This window comes from Flavobacterium limi (assembly GCF_010645075.1).
GTDB classification, from domain to species: Bacteria; Bacteroidota; Bacteroidia; order Flavobacteriales; family Flavobacteriaceae; genus Flavobacterium; species Flavobacterium limi.
Genome location: NZ_JAADZV010000001.1, coordinates 1,039,647 through 1,054,747, shown reverse-complemented (window position 1 = coordinate 1,054,747; position 15,101 = coordinate 1,039,647). Strand labels below are relative to the sequence as shown.

16 protein-coding genes are annotated in these 15,101 nt (G+C 34.1%); 4 read left to right on the top strand and 12 right to left on the bottom strand.

What is annotated here, in order from left to right; genetic code table 11:
- Positions 1–131: 131 nt before the first annotated feature.
- Positions 132–800: a ribonuclease HII gene (locus GXM16_RS04570; protein ID WP_163393134.1), complete on the top strand. Its 669-nt coding sequence runs from the start codon at positions 132–134 to the stop codon at positions 798–800.
- Between the two features lie 46 nt (positions 801–846).
- On the opposite strand, the gene GXM16_RS04565 is transcribed toward GXM16_RS04570, so the two are convergent.
- From GXM16_RS04565 to GXM16_RS04535, 7 genes are all read right to left on the bottom strand, one after another.
- Positions 847–3,222, bottom strand: coding sequence for a TonB-dependent receptor (locus GXM16_RS04565; protein WP_163393132.1), 2,376 nt, complete (start codon positions 3,220–3,222; stop codon positions 847–849).
- A gap of 69 nt (positions 3,223–3,291) precedes the next feature.
- Positions 3,292–3,873, bottom strand: a complete 582-nt coding sequence (locus GXM16_RS04560; protein WP_163393129.1) for a Crp/Fnr family transcriptional regulator — start codon at positions 3,871–3,873, stop codon at positions 3,292–3,294.
- Positions 3,874–4,021: 148 nt separating this feature from the next.
- Positions 4,022–4,873 (bottom strand): nuclear transport factor 2 family protein, encoded by an 852-nt coding sequence (locus GXM16_RS04555; RefSeq protein WP_163393128.1) that lies wholly within the window; start codon positions 4,871–4,873, stop codon positions 4,022–4,024.
- 131 nt (positions 4,874–5,004) lie between these two features.
- Positions 5,005–5,745: an SDR family oxidoreductase gene (locus tag GXM16_RS04550; protein ID WP_163393126.1), complete on the bottom strand. Its 741-nt coding sequence runs from the start codon at positions 5,743–5,745 to the stop codon at positions 5,005–5,007.
- 64 nt (positions 5,746–5,809) lie between these two features.
- Positions 5,810–6,385, bottom strand: a complete 576-nt coding sequence (locus GXM16_RS04545) for a Crp/Fnr family transcriptional regulator (RefSeq protein WP_163393124.1) — start codon at positions 6,383–6,385, stop codon at positions 5,810–5,812.
- A gap of 17 nt (positions 6,386–6,402) precedes the next feature.
- Positions 6,403–7,101, bottom strand: coding sequence for a lipoyl(octanoyl) transferase LipB (lipB, locus tag GXM16_RS04540; RefSeq protein WP_163393122.1), 699 nt, complete (start codon positions 7,099–7,101; stop codon positions 6,403–6,405).
- A 5-nt stretch (positions 7,102–7,106) separates the two neighbouring features.
- The gene (locus tag GXM16_RS04535) at positions 7,107–7,862 is read right to left on the bottom strand and encodes a hypothetical protein (protein WP_163393119.1); all 756 of its coding nucleotides are present in this window, start codon (positions 7,860–7,862) and stop codon (positions 7,107–7,109) included.
- Between the two features lie 453 nt (positions 7,863–8,315).
- Here GXM16_RS04535 and lysS point away from each other — a divergent pair, with 453 nt between their 5' ends.
- The 3 genes from lysS to GXM16_RS04520 all read left to right on the top strand — a co-directional run bounded on the left by lysS (position 8,316) and on the right by GXM16_RS04520 (position 11,925).
- Entirely contained in the window at positions 8,316–10,016 is a 1,701-nt protein-coding gene (gene lysS, locus GXM16_RS04530; RefSeq protein WP_163393117.1) for a lysine--tRNA ligase, read from the top strand.
- An 86-nt stretch (positions 10,017–10,102) separates the two neighbouring features.
- On the top strand, positions 10,103–11,434 hold the full coding sequence (locus GXM16_RS04525; RefSeq protein WP_163393116.1) for an AAA family ATPase: 1,332 nt from the start codon (positions 10,103–10,105) through the stop codon (positions 11,432–11,434).
- Entirely contained in the window at positions 11,431–11,925 is a 495-nt protein-coding gene (locus GXM16_RS04520; RefSeq protein ID WP_163393114.1) for a hypothetical protein, read from the top strand. Before GXM16_RS04525 ends, GXM16_RS04520 begins: the two co-directional genes overlap by 4 nt.
- Positions 11,926–11,972: 47 nt before the next feature.
- On the opposite strand, the gene GXM16_RS04515 is transcribed toward GXM16_RS04520, so the two are convergent.
- The 5 genes from GXM16_RS04515 to GXM16_RS04495 form a co-directional block, all read right to left on the bottom strand.
- Complete coding sequence (locus tag GXM16_RS04515) at positions 11,973–12,572, bottom strand: hypothetical protein (protein ID WP_163393112.1); 600 nt, start codon at positions 12,570–12,572, stop codon at positions 11,973–11,975.
- Positions 12,573–12,667: 95 nt separating this feature from the next.
- Positions 12,668–13,693, bottom strand: a complete 1,026-nt coding sequence (locus GXM16_RS04510; protein ID WP_163393110.1) for a 2-hydroxyacid dehydrogenase — start codon at positions 13,691–13,693, stop codon at positions 12,668–12,670.
- Positions 13,694–13,727: 34 nt separating this feature from the next.
- The gene (locus GXM16_RS04505) at positions 13,728–13,973 is read right to left on the bottom strand and encodes a DUF6755 family protein (RefSeq protein WP_163393108.1); all 246 of its coding nucleotides are present in this window, start codon (positions 13,971–13,973) and stop codon (positions 13,728–13,730) included.
- A gap of 20 nt (positions 13,974–13,993) precedes the next feature.
- Positions 13,994–14,509 carry a Rieske (2Fe-2S) protein gene (locus GXM16_RS04500; protein WP_163393106.1) on the bottom strand — a complete coding sequence of 172 codons (516 nt, stop codon included), beginning with the start codon at positions 14,507–14,509 and terminating at the stop codon, positions 13,994–13,996.
- Positions 14,510–14,520: 11 nt separating this feature from the next.
- The gene (locus GXM16_RS04495; protein WP_163393104.1) at positions 14,521–15,090 is read right to left on the bottom strand and encodes a 4Fe-4S dicluster domain-containing protein; all 570 of its coding nucleotides are present in this window, start codon (positions 15,088–15,090) and stop codon (positions 14,521–14,523) included.
- Between the last annotated feature and the right edge of the window lie 11 nt (positions 15,091–15,101).

Genomic DNA, 15,101 nt, shown 5'->3' with positions numbered 1-15,101 from the left:
AAAGCAAAGGTAAATTATAAATATGTATAAATAAAAAAACGCATCAATTTATGCAACTGCTTTATCAAACAGAATGAGAACGTATATTTTTACAGAAAATTTTACAATATTTGTGTTTTAAAAATTAAAGAATGCTTCAGAAAAATTTTTCAGGATATGTCTTCGAAACCGGAACCGATGAAGCCGGCCGTGGATGCCTTGCCGGACCCGTAACTGCTGCAGCTGTAATTTTACCTGCTGATTTTGAGCACTCGTTCTTAAATGACAGTAAACAACTCTCAGAAAAAATAAGGGAATCTTTAAAACCTATAATTGAAGAAAACGCTATTTGTTTTGCCGTAACGCATTTACATCCCGATGAAATTGACGAAATCAATATCCTGAATGCTTCGATGAAAGGAATGCAGGAATGCATCCTTAAATTAAACCAGGTACCTGAATTTATTATTGTAGACGGAAACCGTTCACTGAATGCAAAATTGGGCCTGAAAAATACTTTTGGAAGACAATTCTCTGCTACTGAAATTGAGTTATTAAAATCAATACCGAATCAAAGCATTATAAAAGGTGATTCAAAATTTCTGAGTATCGCCGCAGCTTCTGTACTGGCAAAAACGTATCGTGATGAATTCATGAACAAAATTCACAAAGAATTCCCGATGTACAACTGGAAACAAAATAAAGGCTATCCTACCAAAGAACATCGTGAAGCCATTAAAAAATATGGTACTACCAAATATCACCGAATGAGTTTCAGGCTCCTGCCCGAACAATTAGAACTCGATTTTTTTGAGCATTAAAAAAGGCTTATCAACCGACAAGCCTTATTTACTAAAAATCTATTAACTAAAACTGAAATTTATATCCAAAATCCGGTGAAAAACCAATTTGATCTTTTTGATTTATACTATTCGTCAGCCTGTTATATTCCATTGTGAAAATATTAGTGTGATTGGTAATATTTTGAAGATCAATATAAAACTGATGAAACCTTTTCTTCTTTTTACTGTTGAATTTGATTCCAAATTTCACATCCAGCCTTAAATATGAATCATATTGTTTGCCAAAAGCATTGGCATCATCCCTGATTTCATAACCGGCATCATTTGAAGCCTGCAAATCAACCGGAGTATAATAACGGCCTCCTGCTGTGGTAAACTTTGTATCGATCGAAAAGACATTCTTCTTTGCCTTTCCGATTTTAAATTCTTTTCCTCCCAAAAGATTAACCACATAGCCGTTATTAAAAGGCGAATTTCGTTCGATTCCGTCACTACCTTTATATTTACTTTCAAAAAGTGAGGTGGTAAATAAAGTATAATACCCTTCACTGAAGAATTTTTCAACCGTAAACTCAATTCCCTGATTATGTCCTTTCCCTTTGCTCACCAATGATGTTTTATCTATCGAATAACCAAAGTTGGCACCTTCTGTTAAAGTTGAATAACTGCCTGGAAACGATTCTACACCTGCCTTGCTGATATCCTGATAATAAACTTCTACTTTTCCTCTCCATTTTTTAGAGAATCGTACATCATATCCCAAAACATAATGCTGACTCTGTACTAAATCCAGATTTTTGTTCGTCTGAACCGGATTTCCGTTTACAAATTCATTCAGGAACAAAATAGGAGCCGCTACACTCTGATGATGCAAACCATATCCGAAATTGACAGAATTGGATGAATTGAAAGCATAGGTTAAAGCCGTTCTGGGCTCAAAAACAAATTGCTCATTTATAGAGAAATACTGCCCGTGAATCCCTGCATTAAAAGTTAATTTTTCGGTTAATCGAAATTGCCCCTGCGCAAATGGCTGTACAATATTGTAATTCCCGTCAAGATCCACTATCTGTACTAAATCTGCGTAACCGTCGCCATCAGCATCATCTTGTCTGTCCCTGTCTTTAACATTAGCGTTAAGAGTATAATTTTCAAACAGTAATCCCGCTCTTATTGTCGTTTTTTTGCTGAGTTTAGAATTGAACAAAGTAGAAAATGTGAATCTGTTTTCGGTATTATCAACATCTGAAAACCTCAGTTTATTTTCATCAGGTGTACCAAAATCGTAATAACGGTCATTTTTATAGGTGTTTCCGGAATTAGAATATCCGAGAATTGTTTTTAATGACGAATTGCTTCCGATAGCCAGATTATGTTTCAAACCAACAGAACCAAACAGGGAGGTTACATAGCCGTCTTCGTCCTGAGCAGCAAAAGGATCTTCTTTGTCTATGTCTTTTCCTAAGAAATCAATATCCGAAGTTCCGTAAATTCCAAAAATTGAAAAATTACCTATTTTGCTTTTCCCAAAATCAACATTAAAACTAACATCGCTGTAATTAGGCTGTGCATCTGTTCCGGCCAAACCTGTTACCCCTACAAAACCATATCGTGCTGATGCTACAAACGACCCGCCTTTTTTGCCAAGCGGCCCCTCTGCCATAAATTCTAATCCGGGATAAGCTCCGGCACTGATCATGTATTCGTACTCATCCGGATTTCCTTTTCTGAAACCTAAGTCAAAAACCCCTGCAATGGCGTTCCCATATTCAGCAGGGAAAGCAGATGTCATAAAATCAGAATTAGCCAGAAGATTTGGATTCAAAGCAGAAACAGGTCCTCCGGTAGTTCCCAAAGTCGCAAAGTGATTCGGATTTGGAACAGGCATTCCTTCAATTCGCCATAACATCCCTGAAGGCGAATTCCCACGTACTACAATATCATTTCGGCTGTCATCACCTGTTGAAACACCGGCGAAATTCGAAACAAGTCTCGCCACATCACTTCTTCCGCCGGAAAATCTTGTAACTTCCTCGGGACTGAATTGTTTTGTAGAAACGATTGCCATTTTATTAATCGCTTTCGCTTTATTGGATCCTGCAGTAACTACAATTTCATCTAACGTATTGAACTGTTCGGTCAACGGGATGGTGAGCAGATTGTCCTTTCCGGTGGTAATATCAAGATCAGAAACCGATGTACTTTCATATCCTGTAAGGCTTATAGAAATACTTTGTCTCCCCAGAGGAATTCCGGATAGCTTAAAATTACCCTCTTCATCAGATGTGGTTTGATTTTCATCATTCCCTATGAGCATTATAACCGCTCCGGAAATTGGTTTTTCAGATTGTTTATCAATTATTTTTCCTTTAACAACTCCTGTCTGGGCAAAAGAAGTCAAGCCAAGGAGACTTAAAATAATTAAAAATATTTTTTTCATTTTTTACTTTGCTTTATTGATTATAAAGGCAAAAGTAAATCGCTGAAAATTCTTAAAAATTGACCAAAGTTAAGATTTACTATTTAATGTGAGACGGGTTCTTAATCGGCTTAGACTTTCCGGTTTGATTCCTAAATAACTTGCAACGTATTTAAGAGGAACCCTCTCCATTACCTTAGGCCTGTCTTTGATAAAACGAAGATATCTTTCTTCAATTGAAAATGTTGACATTGCTTTATTTCTGGTAGTCAATCCCCTGATACTTCTTTCCATCATATTAGGCAAAAACATGCTAAAAACAGGATAATCACGGATTAACTTATCCAGATCATGTTTATAAAGAAAATACATCTCACAATCTTCGAGAGTTTCAATATATAATAAAGAAGGCTTTCCGTTTAAAAAACTATCGATATCGGCATACCAGCTGTTTTCAAAGAAAAAATTTCCTGTAGATTCTACCCCATCTTCCAGGTAGTAATAGCGAATACACCCTTCAATTATAAAAACACCAAAATTACAAACATCACCTTCAAGCAAAAGATGTTGTTTCTTTTTTACTTTTTTTAGTATCAAAGCATCTAAAAAAGCCTGATTTTCAGCCTCATTACATTCTATAAATCGTGATAAATCTGTTAGTATACTCTGCATTATTCAAAAAGTTTAGAAACTTCCTTTTTTATTTTAATTAAATACATATAAATGAAACGATTACTTAAAATTGTTCCAAAAAATCTTATTAAACAAAAATAAACTTTTTCTAAAAATTTTAAACTATTTAATGAATTAATAATACTTGTTATTTCCTGCTTTTTAAAAACTCAGCAAATTGTTTGGTATCAAAATAAAAAGGTCTTATGGCAGTAATTTTTCTATCTTTTAAATCAAAATGTTCAGAGATTGGCATTGAAAGTGTTTTGCCTGATTTTTTTGCTTTGCATTTTATGGTGAAATAAATAATCACCTCATTTTTAGCTGCATTGCTAAAATAGACAGGCTCTTTTTCAATTTCTAAATCAAAGAATTCAGCTGATTTTGCATACATTTTAGTCCATTCATTAAATCCTTTATAAGTTCCTCCATAAGGTAATCCTTCTGCCTGATTGTAAATTGCACCCTCTTCAATTAAAGTCGCCATTGTATTAAAATCCCTGGTTTTAAAAAGGCACTCAAAATATTGCGCTACAACTTTAAAATTATCAGCTTCCAGATTTTTCAAAATATCTTCTTCTGAGAAAGTCGCATCCTTGTCCCAAAAACCTATTATTTTGCTCACCTGACCTTTTCCGTTTAATCTGGCAAAATCACGGCCGCCCATTATGAGCTTATTTTTAGAATCCTGAATCTTCCATTCCCAGGTTACGTAATTGTCTTTTACAACTTTTGAACCGAACGTAAAAACAGCATCCGGGAATTTTTTGTAAAATTCATTGATTACATTATTAAATGCTGCAATACCTTTTATTGAAGTCGAAGGCTCTTCAAAAGTGCTGTCTTCGAGCCAGATTGTTTTGATCAGCTTTAATCTCGCCTCACTATTTTTCTCCTTCCAGGCTTTTTCATAAATCGTAACCGGATATAATTTATCCTTCTTTTGAGCCAAAATAGCATTGCATATAAAAAGGAAACAGATAAAGTAAATTTTTCTCATGATTCAGACAGATTAGATTAATAAAAGCTTCATAAATAAACATGAACCTAAATTTACCAAAAATCCTGAAAAGAATTACAACAGATACGTAATTTACTTTTTAAAACCGGATTATTTCAAAAAAGCCATTTTCAGCTTATATTATTTATTTTTTTGAAAGCAAATCCGGGAGCTAACCTGTAAATAAAATAGAGCAGCTTCACTTTTGAAATCCTGATTTCAGTTTTATCACGATTGATTCCTTTTAGCATTTCTGAAACTGCTTTTTTGGGCGAAATGGCAATTTTGGGAGGATTTCCATGATGCCATGGAGTATCAACAGCCGGAAACAGCACTTCTATAATCTTAATATCTTCACTTTTTAACTGCTCACGCAAAATCTGTGTAAAAGAATGCAACGCTGCTTTTGAAGCATTATAAAAAGTATAAATAGCTCTTGGAACATACACTAATCCTGTTGTAATATTTATAATTTTAGAATGGCTGTTTTTAATCAAAATCGGATACAAAAGTTTTATGAGCCGAATCGGGGCAAGAAAATTTGTTTCTATTTCGACATTCATTTTTTCCAGAATAAAAGGATCTTCTGTAAAATTAGTTTGCGATACAATTGCGGCATTATTAATTAGAACATTCGCTTCAGGATGGTTTTCATTAATCCAGCCAGCAAAGGATTTACATTCAGATTCCTGAGCGATATTACACTGGTAAATAATTAAATCGGGCAGCTGTTTTTTTGCAGTTGTAAGTTTCTCTAAAGAGCGAGAACACGTAATTACTTTATTCCCTTTCATAATAAGCTGTCTGCACATTTCAAATCCAATACCGGAACTTCCTCCGGTAATAATTACGGTACTATTTGAGATTTCCATAATTCGTGTTTTATAATTATGAATCAAAAATAGTTTACCAATTGAAAGCTTACATTGACCTATGTTAATTCTTACGCTTTCTTTTGAGTCTGCTGAACGATTCAGGCTGAATACCTAAATACGAAGCTATGATTTGCTGTGACACGCGGTTTTCGATATTTGGAAATTCAGTAATAAAGATCTCGTATCTCTTTTCTGCGTCCAGCAATAATAATTCTCTTTCCCGTTTTTCTTTAATGTAAAAAGCTTTTTCAAGAACCTTAACTAAAAATGCATTCCAAAACGGATTTTTTCCCTTTATGTCTAGCCAATCCAAATAATCGATTTCGAGAATTTCGGTATCCTCTAGCGCTTCAACAGAAAAATAAGAAGGGGTATTATAAATCATAGCCGAATAGGAACTGATAAAATTCTTTTCGGCTATGATGTTTTTAGTGAATTCATTTCCGTTTTCGTGCGTATAAACATATCGAAACAAACCTTTGATAACGAAAGCCATTTTACGGGGAATCTGACCTTCTCTGATAAAATAATTTCCTTTCTGAATTATTTTATATTCAGAAATAGCTGCCAATTCCTGTAATTCCCTTTCGGGAAGGCTTAAATGACTTAAAAATGTTTTTTTATCTCCAGTTTCCATCCGAATCACCCTGAATCTTAAATAAATTCGGCTTCAAATAAAGCTGTCAAATGTTTGATAATTTTAGCTTTGACTTCATCTTCGTCTACTTTTTCAACACCAAGTTCAACGTTTAAAGTCGTAACGCCTTTTCCGCGAATGCCACACGGAATAATATTATCGAAATACCCTAAATCAACATTTACGTTTAAGGCAAATCCATGCATAGTAACCCAGCGGGATGCGCGAACACCCATTGCGCAGATTTTACGGGCGAAAGGAGTTCCAACACCGAGCCAGACTCCGGTTTCTCCATCGCTTCTGCCCGATTCTATACCATATTCTGCCAAGGTTAAAATAATTGATTCTTCAAGTAAACGCAGGTATTTGTGAATATCGGTAAAGAAATTTTCTAAGTCTAATATCGGATAACCTACAATTTGTCCGGGACCGTGATACGTAATATCTCCGCCGCGGTTGATTTTATAAAAAGTAGCTCCTTTGGCTTCGAGCTGTTTTTCGTTTAATAAAAGGTTTTCAAAATCGCCGCTTTTCCCTAAAGTATAAACATGAGGATGCTCTACAAATAATAAGTAATTTGGAGTTGGCAGATCAAGTTCCTCCCTTCTGTTTTTGATTTTTAAATCGACTATATCTTTGAAAATTTCTTCCTGATATTCCCAGGTCGATTTGTAATCTCTTTTTCCCAGATCCTGAAGTTGAATTTTTTTATTCATTTTATTTATTTTTCAAACTCAACATCAAAGTTTAGTTTGTCGGGATTCTCCATATAATCCGTGAAAGGGTATTGAATGGTAATTGTTTTACGGTCTTCGCTGAACAAAGCATTCGGATTCGAAACCTTTTTGATTTTCTTTGGAAAGTGATATTTAACGACATAACTAGACGAGGCAAACATCATTTTAGACATATCTGCTGTAGTATCTTTTGCTTTTTCAGCCAGTTTTTTGGTATCAATTATTGCCTTTCTGCTAAATTTTTTACCGTCATAACTGTAATTCAATTTACTATTATTATTCCCGAAATTGCTCCCAAATGGTGATACTGAGCTTCCTCCCTGTTCTAATTTTTGTAAAACACTTAAAGTCTGCAGAATATCCTGCATTTCATTTACATTTTTAAAATCGGTTGTAAGCGTCATTAAAAACTCTTTCTTTTCAGAGCTCATTTTGGTCTTTACCACAAAATTCTCGAGTTTTTTCAGTTCTTTCTGCATTTCAGGGGAAAGCTTTGCAATACTATCTTTTTTCTCCTCGAATAGCTGTTTGAATGTAAAAGAAGAGTCGATATCTTTTTTGGCATCAGCTCCCAGCTGGCTTCCTATCTGGTCACCTGCCATTGCCATTAAGGCAGAACCATCCATATCTACAGAAAATTTTCCTGTTCCGTTGTCGTTGATTGTGATATTTTCTGTAAAAGTGCAGCTTGTAAGTGTTGCCAGTAAAAAAGAAAAACTAAGCAGTTTGTATAATTTCATCTTAAGTGTAATTTTTTATCAAAGATACGAAGACTATTTTACTTTTAAGGCAATGAGGCCTTAGGTTATGATGTCTTGATTTTTTATATGGATCGTTCCTATGGAACTCGACTATCCGACATTATTTTATTCAACGGATTAAAATCCGTTGCTACAATATCGTTTATTCCTACGGAATTTAATTGGTTTTTATACGATAAAATTTTAAAGATTCTAACAAAACATCTTTTGAAAACAAGATTTCTAATCTAGCCCCGATAGCAGCGAAAATCCTTTTGTTTTTTTCTTTAAAAAGCAAAAGATTGCAGTGAATAGCGGGACAGAATGTCCTGAAAAACCTGATTTTTCTGCTCCTGATAAAAAATAGTATTCTATTCTAAAACTTTAGACTTTATGACTTTGCAACTTTGCGACTTAAAAACTATCTTTGCACACTTAAAAACAGAGCACAAAATGGCATTATCAGAACAAGAAATCATCAGAAGAGAAAAACTTCAAAACTTACGCAACTTAGGAATCAATCCTTATCCGGCTAATCTTTTTCCTGTAAATCATACTTCGAAGCAGATAAAGGAAACGTTTGAAGAGGGTAAGAAGGTTATTGTTGCGGGACGTTTGATGAGTGTTCGTGATCAGGGTAAAGCCTGTTTTGCTGAGCTTCAGGACAGCGAAGGCCGTATTCAATTGTACGTAAACCGTGATGTTTTGTGCGAAGGTGATGACAAAACGTTGTACAATCAGGTATTTAAAAAATTGACCGATTTAGGGGATTTTATTGGAATTGAAGGTGAATTGTTTACGACTCAGGTTGGTGCAAAATGTATTCGTGTGAGTGGTTTTACATTTTTGAGTAAAACATTACGCCCGTTGCCTTTGCCAAAAGTGGACGAAGACGGAAAAGTATTCGATGCGTTTAACGATGCAGAATTGCGTTACAGAATGCGTTACGTAGATTTAACGGTAAACCCACAGGTTAAAGAAACTTTCCTGAAACGTACCAAATTGTTTACTGCGATGCGCGGTTATTTTAACGATGCAGGCTATCTTGAAGTGGAGACTCCGGTTTTGCAGCCTATTGCGGGTGGAGCTTCGGCGAGACCTTTTATCACGCATCACAATTCGCTTGATATTCCGCTTTACATGCGTATTGCGAACGAATTGTATTTAAAAAGATTGATTGTTGGCGGATTTGAAGGTGTTTATGAGTTCTCTAAAAACTTCCGTAACGAAGGAATGGACAGAACGCATAATCCTGAATTTACCGCAATGGAAATATATGTAGCCTACAAAGACTACAACTGGATGATGGAATTTGCAGAAGGCTTATTAGAGCATTGTGCAATTGCTGTAAACGGAACCAGCGAAGTGACTTTTGGCGAGCACACAATCAACTTTAAAGCGCCTTACGCTCGTGTGACAATGACTGATTCTATCAAACATTTTACCGGTTTTGATATCTCAGGAAAAACAGAACAGGAATTGTTTGAAGCAGCACGCGGAATGGCAATTGAGGTTGACGAAACCATGGGTAAAGGAAAACTGATTGATGAGATTTTTGGAGCAAAATGTGAAGGAAATTATATTCAGCCAACTTTCATTACGGATTATCCAAAAGAAATGTCTCCGCTTTGTAAAGAGCACCGCGACAATCCGGATTTGACTGAGCGTTTTGAATTGATGGTTTGCGGAAAAGAAATTGCAAATGCGTATTCTGAATTGAATGACCCAATTGACCAAAGAGAGCGTTTTGAAGAACAGATGCGTCTTTCTGAAAAAGGGGATGATGAAGCGAACGGAATTATCGATGAAGATTTCTTAAGAGCGCTTGAATACGGTATGCCTCCAACATCCGGAATGGGAATTGGAATGGACCGTTTGATTATGTATTTGACTAATAACGCTTCGATTCAGGAGGTTTTATTGTTCCCGCAAATGCGTCCTGAGAAAAAACAAATAATTGAACTTTCTGATGAAGAGAAATTTATCGTCGATTTATTGAAAGGTAATGATAATAAAATGGATCTTCAGCAATTAAAAATTACGGCCAACTTAAGCGGTAAAAAATGGGATGCCTCGATGAAAAATTTATCGAAACACGGTTTGACGAAAGTTGCTGTGGAAGGAGAGTTTAAGTTTGTGGAATTGGTGGAGTAAATTCATTTTAATCATATAAAATTTAAAACGGAGCTTTTATCGAAGCTCCGTTTTCATATATAAATATTTTCCTTAATTTTGAAAACATGGAAAGAGCAAAACTTATTGTTAAAAATTTTGGACCTCTAAAGGATATTGATATCGAAGTTAGGGAAATGGTCACTTTTATTGGTGCGCAGGCTTCTGGGAAGAGTACTTTGGCTAAGTTATTATCAATATTTGAAGATGAGAATTTTAGAGGTGATTATAAAGTATCTTTTGAAGAAGAATTAAAAAAATATAATATTTTATCTTACCTCACTGATAAGAGTTATATCGACTACAAAAGTAAAAATCAAAATATAACAATTGCCGATTTTACTTTTCAAAAAAATAAGTTAGACATAACGACACTACAAAATCTTGTCGGTAGAATTAAAAACATTAGTCTTAATAATTTAGATCAAGAAAAAGAGATAACAGAAATAACTAAAAAATTAATTAAGTCAACTGTAAACACTTACAAACTTTTACTTAGAGAGAATTTCTACAATATATTTGAGAATGAAACTCAAAAAGTAAAATTTGAAATTGAATTTTCTAATGTAAGAATAAAAAAACTTAATATTAAAGATTTACATATTGATTTATTAATTGATATTTTAAAAAGGGAGCAAAATATTGAAAGTTATATATTTTTGTATGAAAAAATAATAAGTGTATTTCCAAATATATTTTTATTTGACTCATTATATATTCCTGCAGAAAGAAATTTTCTTCATTTAATTTCCGAAAATACTTTAGGATTAATAAATAATAATATACAAATTCCTAAGCATTTATTAAATAGTGGACAAGATTATGAAAAAGCAATTCAAACAATTAAAGAACTGCCTTTAACTATTATTGACAAAAAAATTAAATATAAAAGGGAAGGAAAAACATCTTATATATATCACAACGAAAACGAAAAAGTTGATTTACTAGAATCTGCCTCAGGCCTACAATCAATAATACCTATTTTACTTTTAGTTGAATATTCAAAATCATTAAAAGAAGAATATAATTTCAATTTTGTTGTTGAAGAGCCCGAATTAAATTTATATCCTAAAGCACAACATGAACTTATTAAATATTTAATTAAAAATTGTTTGTTTGATAGAAAGAGTTTAATTCTAACTACCCATAGCCCATTTGTTTTAGCTTCTATAAATAATTTATTATTAGCTTATGATAAAGGACAAACAAACCCAAAAGAAGTAAATAAAATCATAAAGAAAGAATCCTGGTTAAATCCTAAAAACTTTATTGCTTATGAATTGAAAAATGGCAAAGCCAAAAAAATAATGAATGACAAATTAGGACAGATTTCTGAAAATATGATTGATGGTGTTTCGGATGCTTTTGCTAATGAGTTTGATAAATTGCTTGATTTATGATTCAACATCTTAAAGAAGCATTTCCTAATATTGAAGCCAGTTGTTTAAAAACAATCACGGACAAACATACATTTGTTTTTGAAGCTGAAACCGTTTTATTTGTCACATCAAAAGATTCTTGGCATTTACACATTGAAAACAAATTAAAGACTGAATGCTATTTTGTTCAAAATGATGATTGCATTATGAAAAAGGTCAAAGGCGGTCAATGTGATTACCTAATTTGTAATGATAAAGATGTCTTTTTCACGGAAGTAAAAGTTGCTAAAGGAAATCAGGCAAATCACAGAAAAGATGCATATTCTCAGTTAGAAAACACATTTAAGCATTATTCAAAACTGATAAATTTTGATTCTTATAGCCTAAATGCCGTAGTTTGTTTTCCAAGTAAAAGAAGAATCGTAAGTGCAAGTAAATCCACAAAAAGAAAAGAATTTAAAGATTCGTACAAACTAAATCTTATTGAAAGTAATTATATTTCTTTCGAATAATTTCAAACCCAACATATTTTTTAAAACTTGTCGGGTTTTATTTTTATTTAAAACGAATACCGCTCCAATTTCTTCCCCTGAATATCCAAAACCTTTGAACTACCTTTCGGAAAATCTCCATTGTGTTCGGGCTGAACAGAAGGATTTGATGGGTATTTTCCATTTTTAAACTTTATATGACGGAATTTCCCACCGCTTTCCATGATCAAATCATAAAACTTTTCCGTGGGCGTTGTTGTGACATAAATTGGAAAATCAGTTACGGTAAATTTATTGATCAAATTTCCATTATTATTTAAAATATAACCGGAACAGCCGCCACTTCCGCAGAAATACGAATTGGAGAAACCTACGAAATATTCGTCTTTCTGATCATTATTTAAATCAAAAGCTTCGTAGTAAAAATAGCGGTCTTCTTTTGTCATTGCCGGTAAATCCTGCTTTAATAAAATTTGCAATTGTTTGCGAATTAGTTCGGCTGTTTCATCTTCTTTTGGCGGAGCATCACTTACATCCGCAGTACCGCCGATTGTTTTGGATAAGGTATCCTGAACAATTGCTTTGATTATATTTTTGCTGGTTTCTTCTTTTTTCTGGCAGGAAAACAATCCCAGTACTGATAATATTATTAAAATTTTACTTTTCATGATTTGTATTTTAAATCATTAAGATACGAAAAATATCCGACATGCTAAACCTAACAGGTTTTAAAAACCTGTTAGGTTTCTACCGTAAATTAATCTTAAACCAATAATGCAGCTTTATTTTCAATATTATTCTGCGTCAATAAAGATTTTATATTATTAAAAGTAACCAAAGCAATCTGCGTTAAAGCTTCGTTGGTAAAAAAGGCCTGATGCGCTGTAACTAAAACGTTTGGAAAACTCATTAACCTTTGAATCGCATCATCCTGAATAATATCGTCTGATAAATCCCTGAAAAACAGCTTTTCTTCCTGTTCGTAGACATCGATTCCGAGATAACCGATTTTTCCTTGTTTCAAACCTTCAATGACACAAGCCGTTTCAATTAATCCGCCACGACTTGTATTGATAATCATAACGCTTTCTTTCATCAAATTGATTGAATCTTTATTGATTACATGTTTGGTCTGATCATTCAGGGGACAATGCAGTGAAATAATATCACTCGTTTTGAAAATCTCTTCTAAAGTTACAAAGGAGACTCCGTCTTTGATCATTTCATCATTTTCTACAATATCATACGCCATCACTTTACAGCCAAAACCTAAGGCAATTTTAGCGAAAGCTTTACCGATATTTCCGGTTCCGATGATTCCGATTGTTTTTCCGAATAAATCGAAACCTAATAGTCCGTTTAGGGAGAAATTTTGCTCGCGAACACGATTGTAAGCTTTATGTGTTTTTCGGTTTAAAGTTAAAATCATTGCCATAGCATGTTCGGCAACTGCCTGAGGTGAATAGGCAGGAACCCTGCAGACTTTTAGATTGTATTTTTTTGCAGCTTCTAAATCGACATTATTAAAACCGGCACAGCGCAATGCAATAATTTTTACGCCTTTTTCTGCCAATTGTCTGATCACTTCTTCATTGACAATATCATTCACAAAAACACATACAATTGCTGCGTTTTCGATCAGTATTACCGTTTGCGGATTCAGCTGGGTTTCAAAATAATCCAACTCATAGCTAAATTCATCATTGTATTTATTGAAGAATGCTTTATCGTACGGCTGGGTAGAGAAAAAAGCAATCTTTTTTTTGTTATAAATAGAATTTAAGCTCATCATTAATTGTTTTAAAATTTTGATTTAGTACGGATCATTTTTTAAAATTCCCTTTCGGCAAATAATACAGCCAGCTAAAGCCAATCAAAAACAATATTAAAGAAGCAATAAAGGCAGGAATAAGAATTTCTTTATTGTTATCTAAAGCATTGTTTAATGCCGCATACAACAGCCAGATCTGAATACTTACATTCAGGATTAATATAAAAATCAGCGACGAAAGAATCGCGTTTAGCTTATTCGGATTGGATTGGTTCTGACTTCTTCTAAAATTACTCATAACTGATTTATTTTAATGATTTATACCGGATTTTCTTGCTGAACGACAGCTCTTACATAGACATCACTATCCTTGAAAAACACATCCAGACCTGGCAAAGCTCTTGGCGGAGGACCTGCAAGAACATCCCCTGTTTTGGCATCAAAAGAGCCTTCATGACAAGGACAGTGAATTATTCCGGTTCCGGGTTTGTAAAAAACAGAGCAGGAAAGATGGGTACATTTTTGCTCATACGCTTTAAATTCACCATTTTCCAAGTGAATCAATATATACGGAATTGTACTGCCTTCAATTACAAAAGCACGCGTTCCTCCTACAGGGACTTCTTCTTTCTTGCATACAAAATGTTCTCCTTCAACTTCTTCTTTAGGGTAAATATAAGCTTTAGCGGCAACTAAACCGCTGCCTACCATTAGTCCACCCGAAACCAAAGTCAGGAATTTTGCAAAGTCACGCCGGCTTACACTTGTTGCCAGCTGTTTCTCAATGGGAAAGTCTTTTTTCCAGTTTTTGTTTAAATTATCTTCTTTAGACATGAGTGCAATCTTTAATAAATTATCAGTTCAGTACTTCCTTTAGGCATCATAATGTTAACCTTTGTATTGACTGTTTCTTTTCCAAATATGAAACTGTTTACCGGAGTACTGTTAGGACGCATTTCCTGAATTTCATCTCTTGTACCATAGAACAAAGCTCCACTTGGACAAACAGTAGCACACATTGGTTTTTTACCAACACTGGTTCTGTCGTAACACATGGTACACTTCATCATCAAATCGTAGTTTTCTTCTTTTTTGGGTACACCAAAAGGACAAGCCATCACACAATTCGAACATCCGATACATCTTTCAGTATTTGCTGTATGTACGATTCCGAATTCATCTTTTGAAATTGCATCTGCCGGGCAGACATTTGCACAAACAGGATCTTCACAGTGCATGCATACCTGAACGGTTGTCTGCACAGTAGCCGCACGGTCTACATAATTAACATGTATCATTGTTTCCTGACCGTTAGTCTCACATTCTGCACAAGCCATTTCGCATGCTTTACACCCAATGCAGCGCTGCATGTCTACAAAAAATTCTTCGTTTGTATTAAAACTGGTATAATTCATTAATTCGCTTT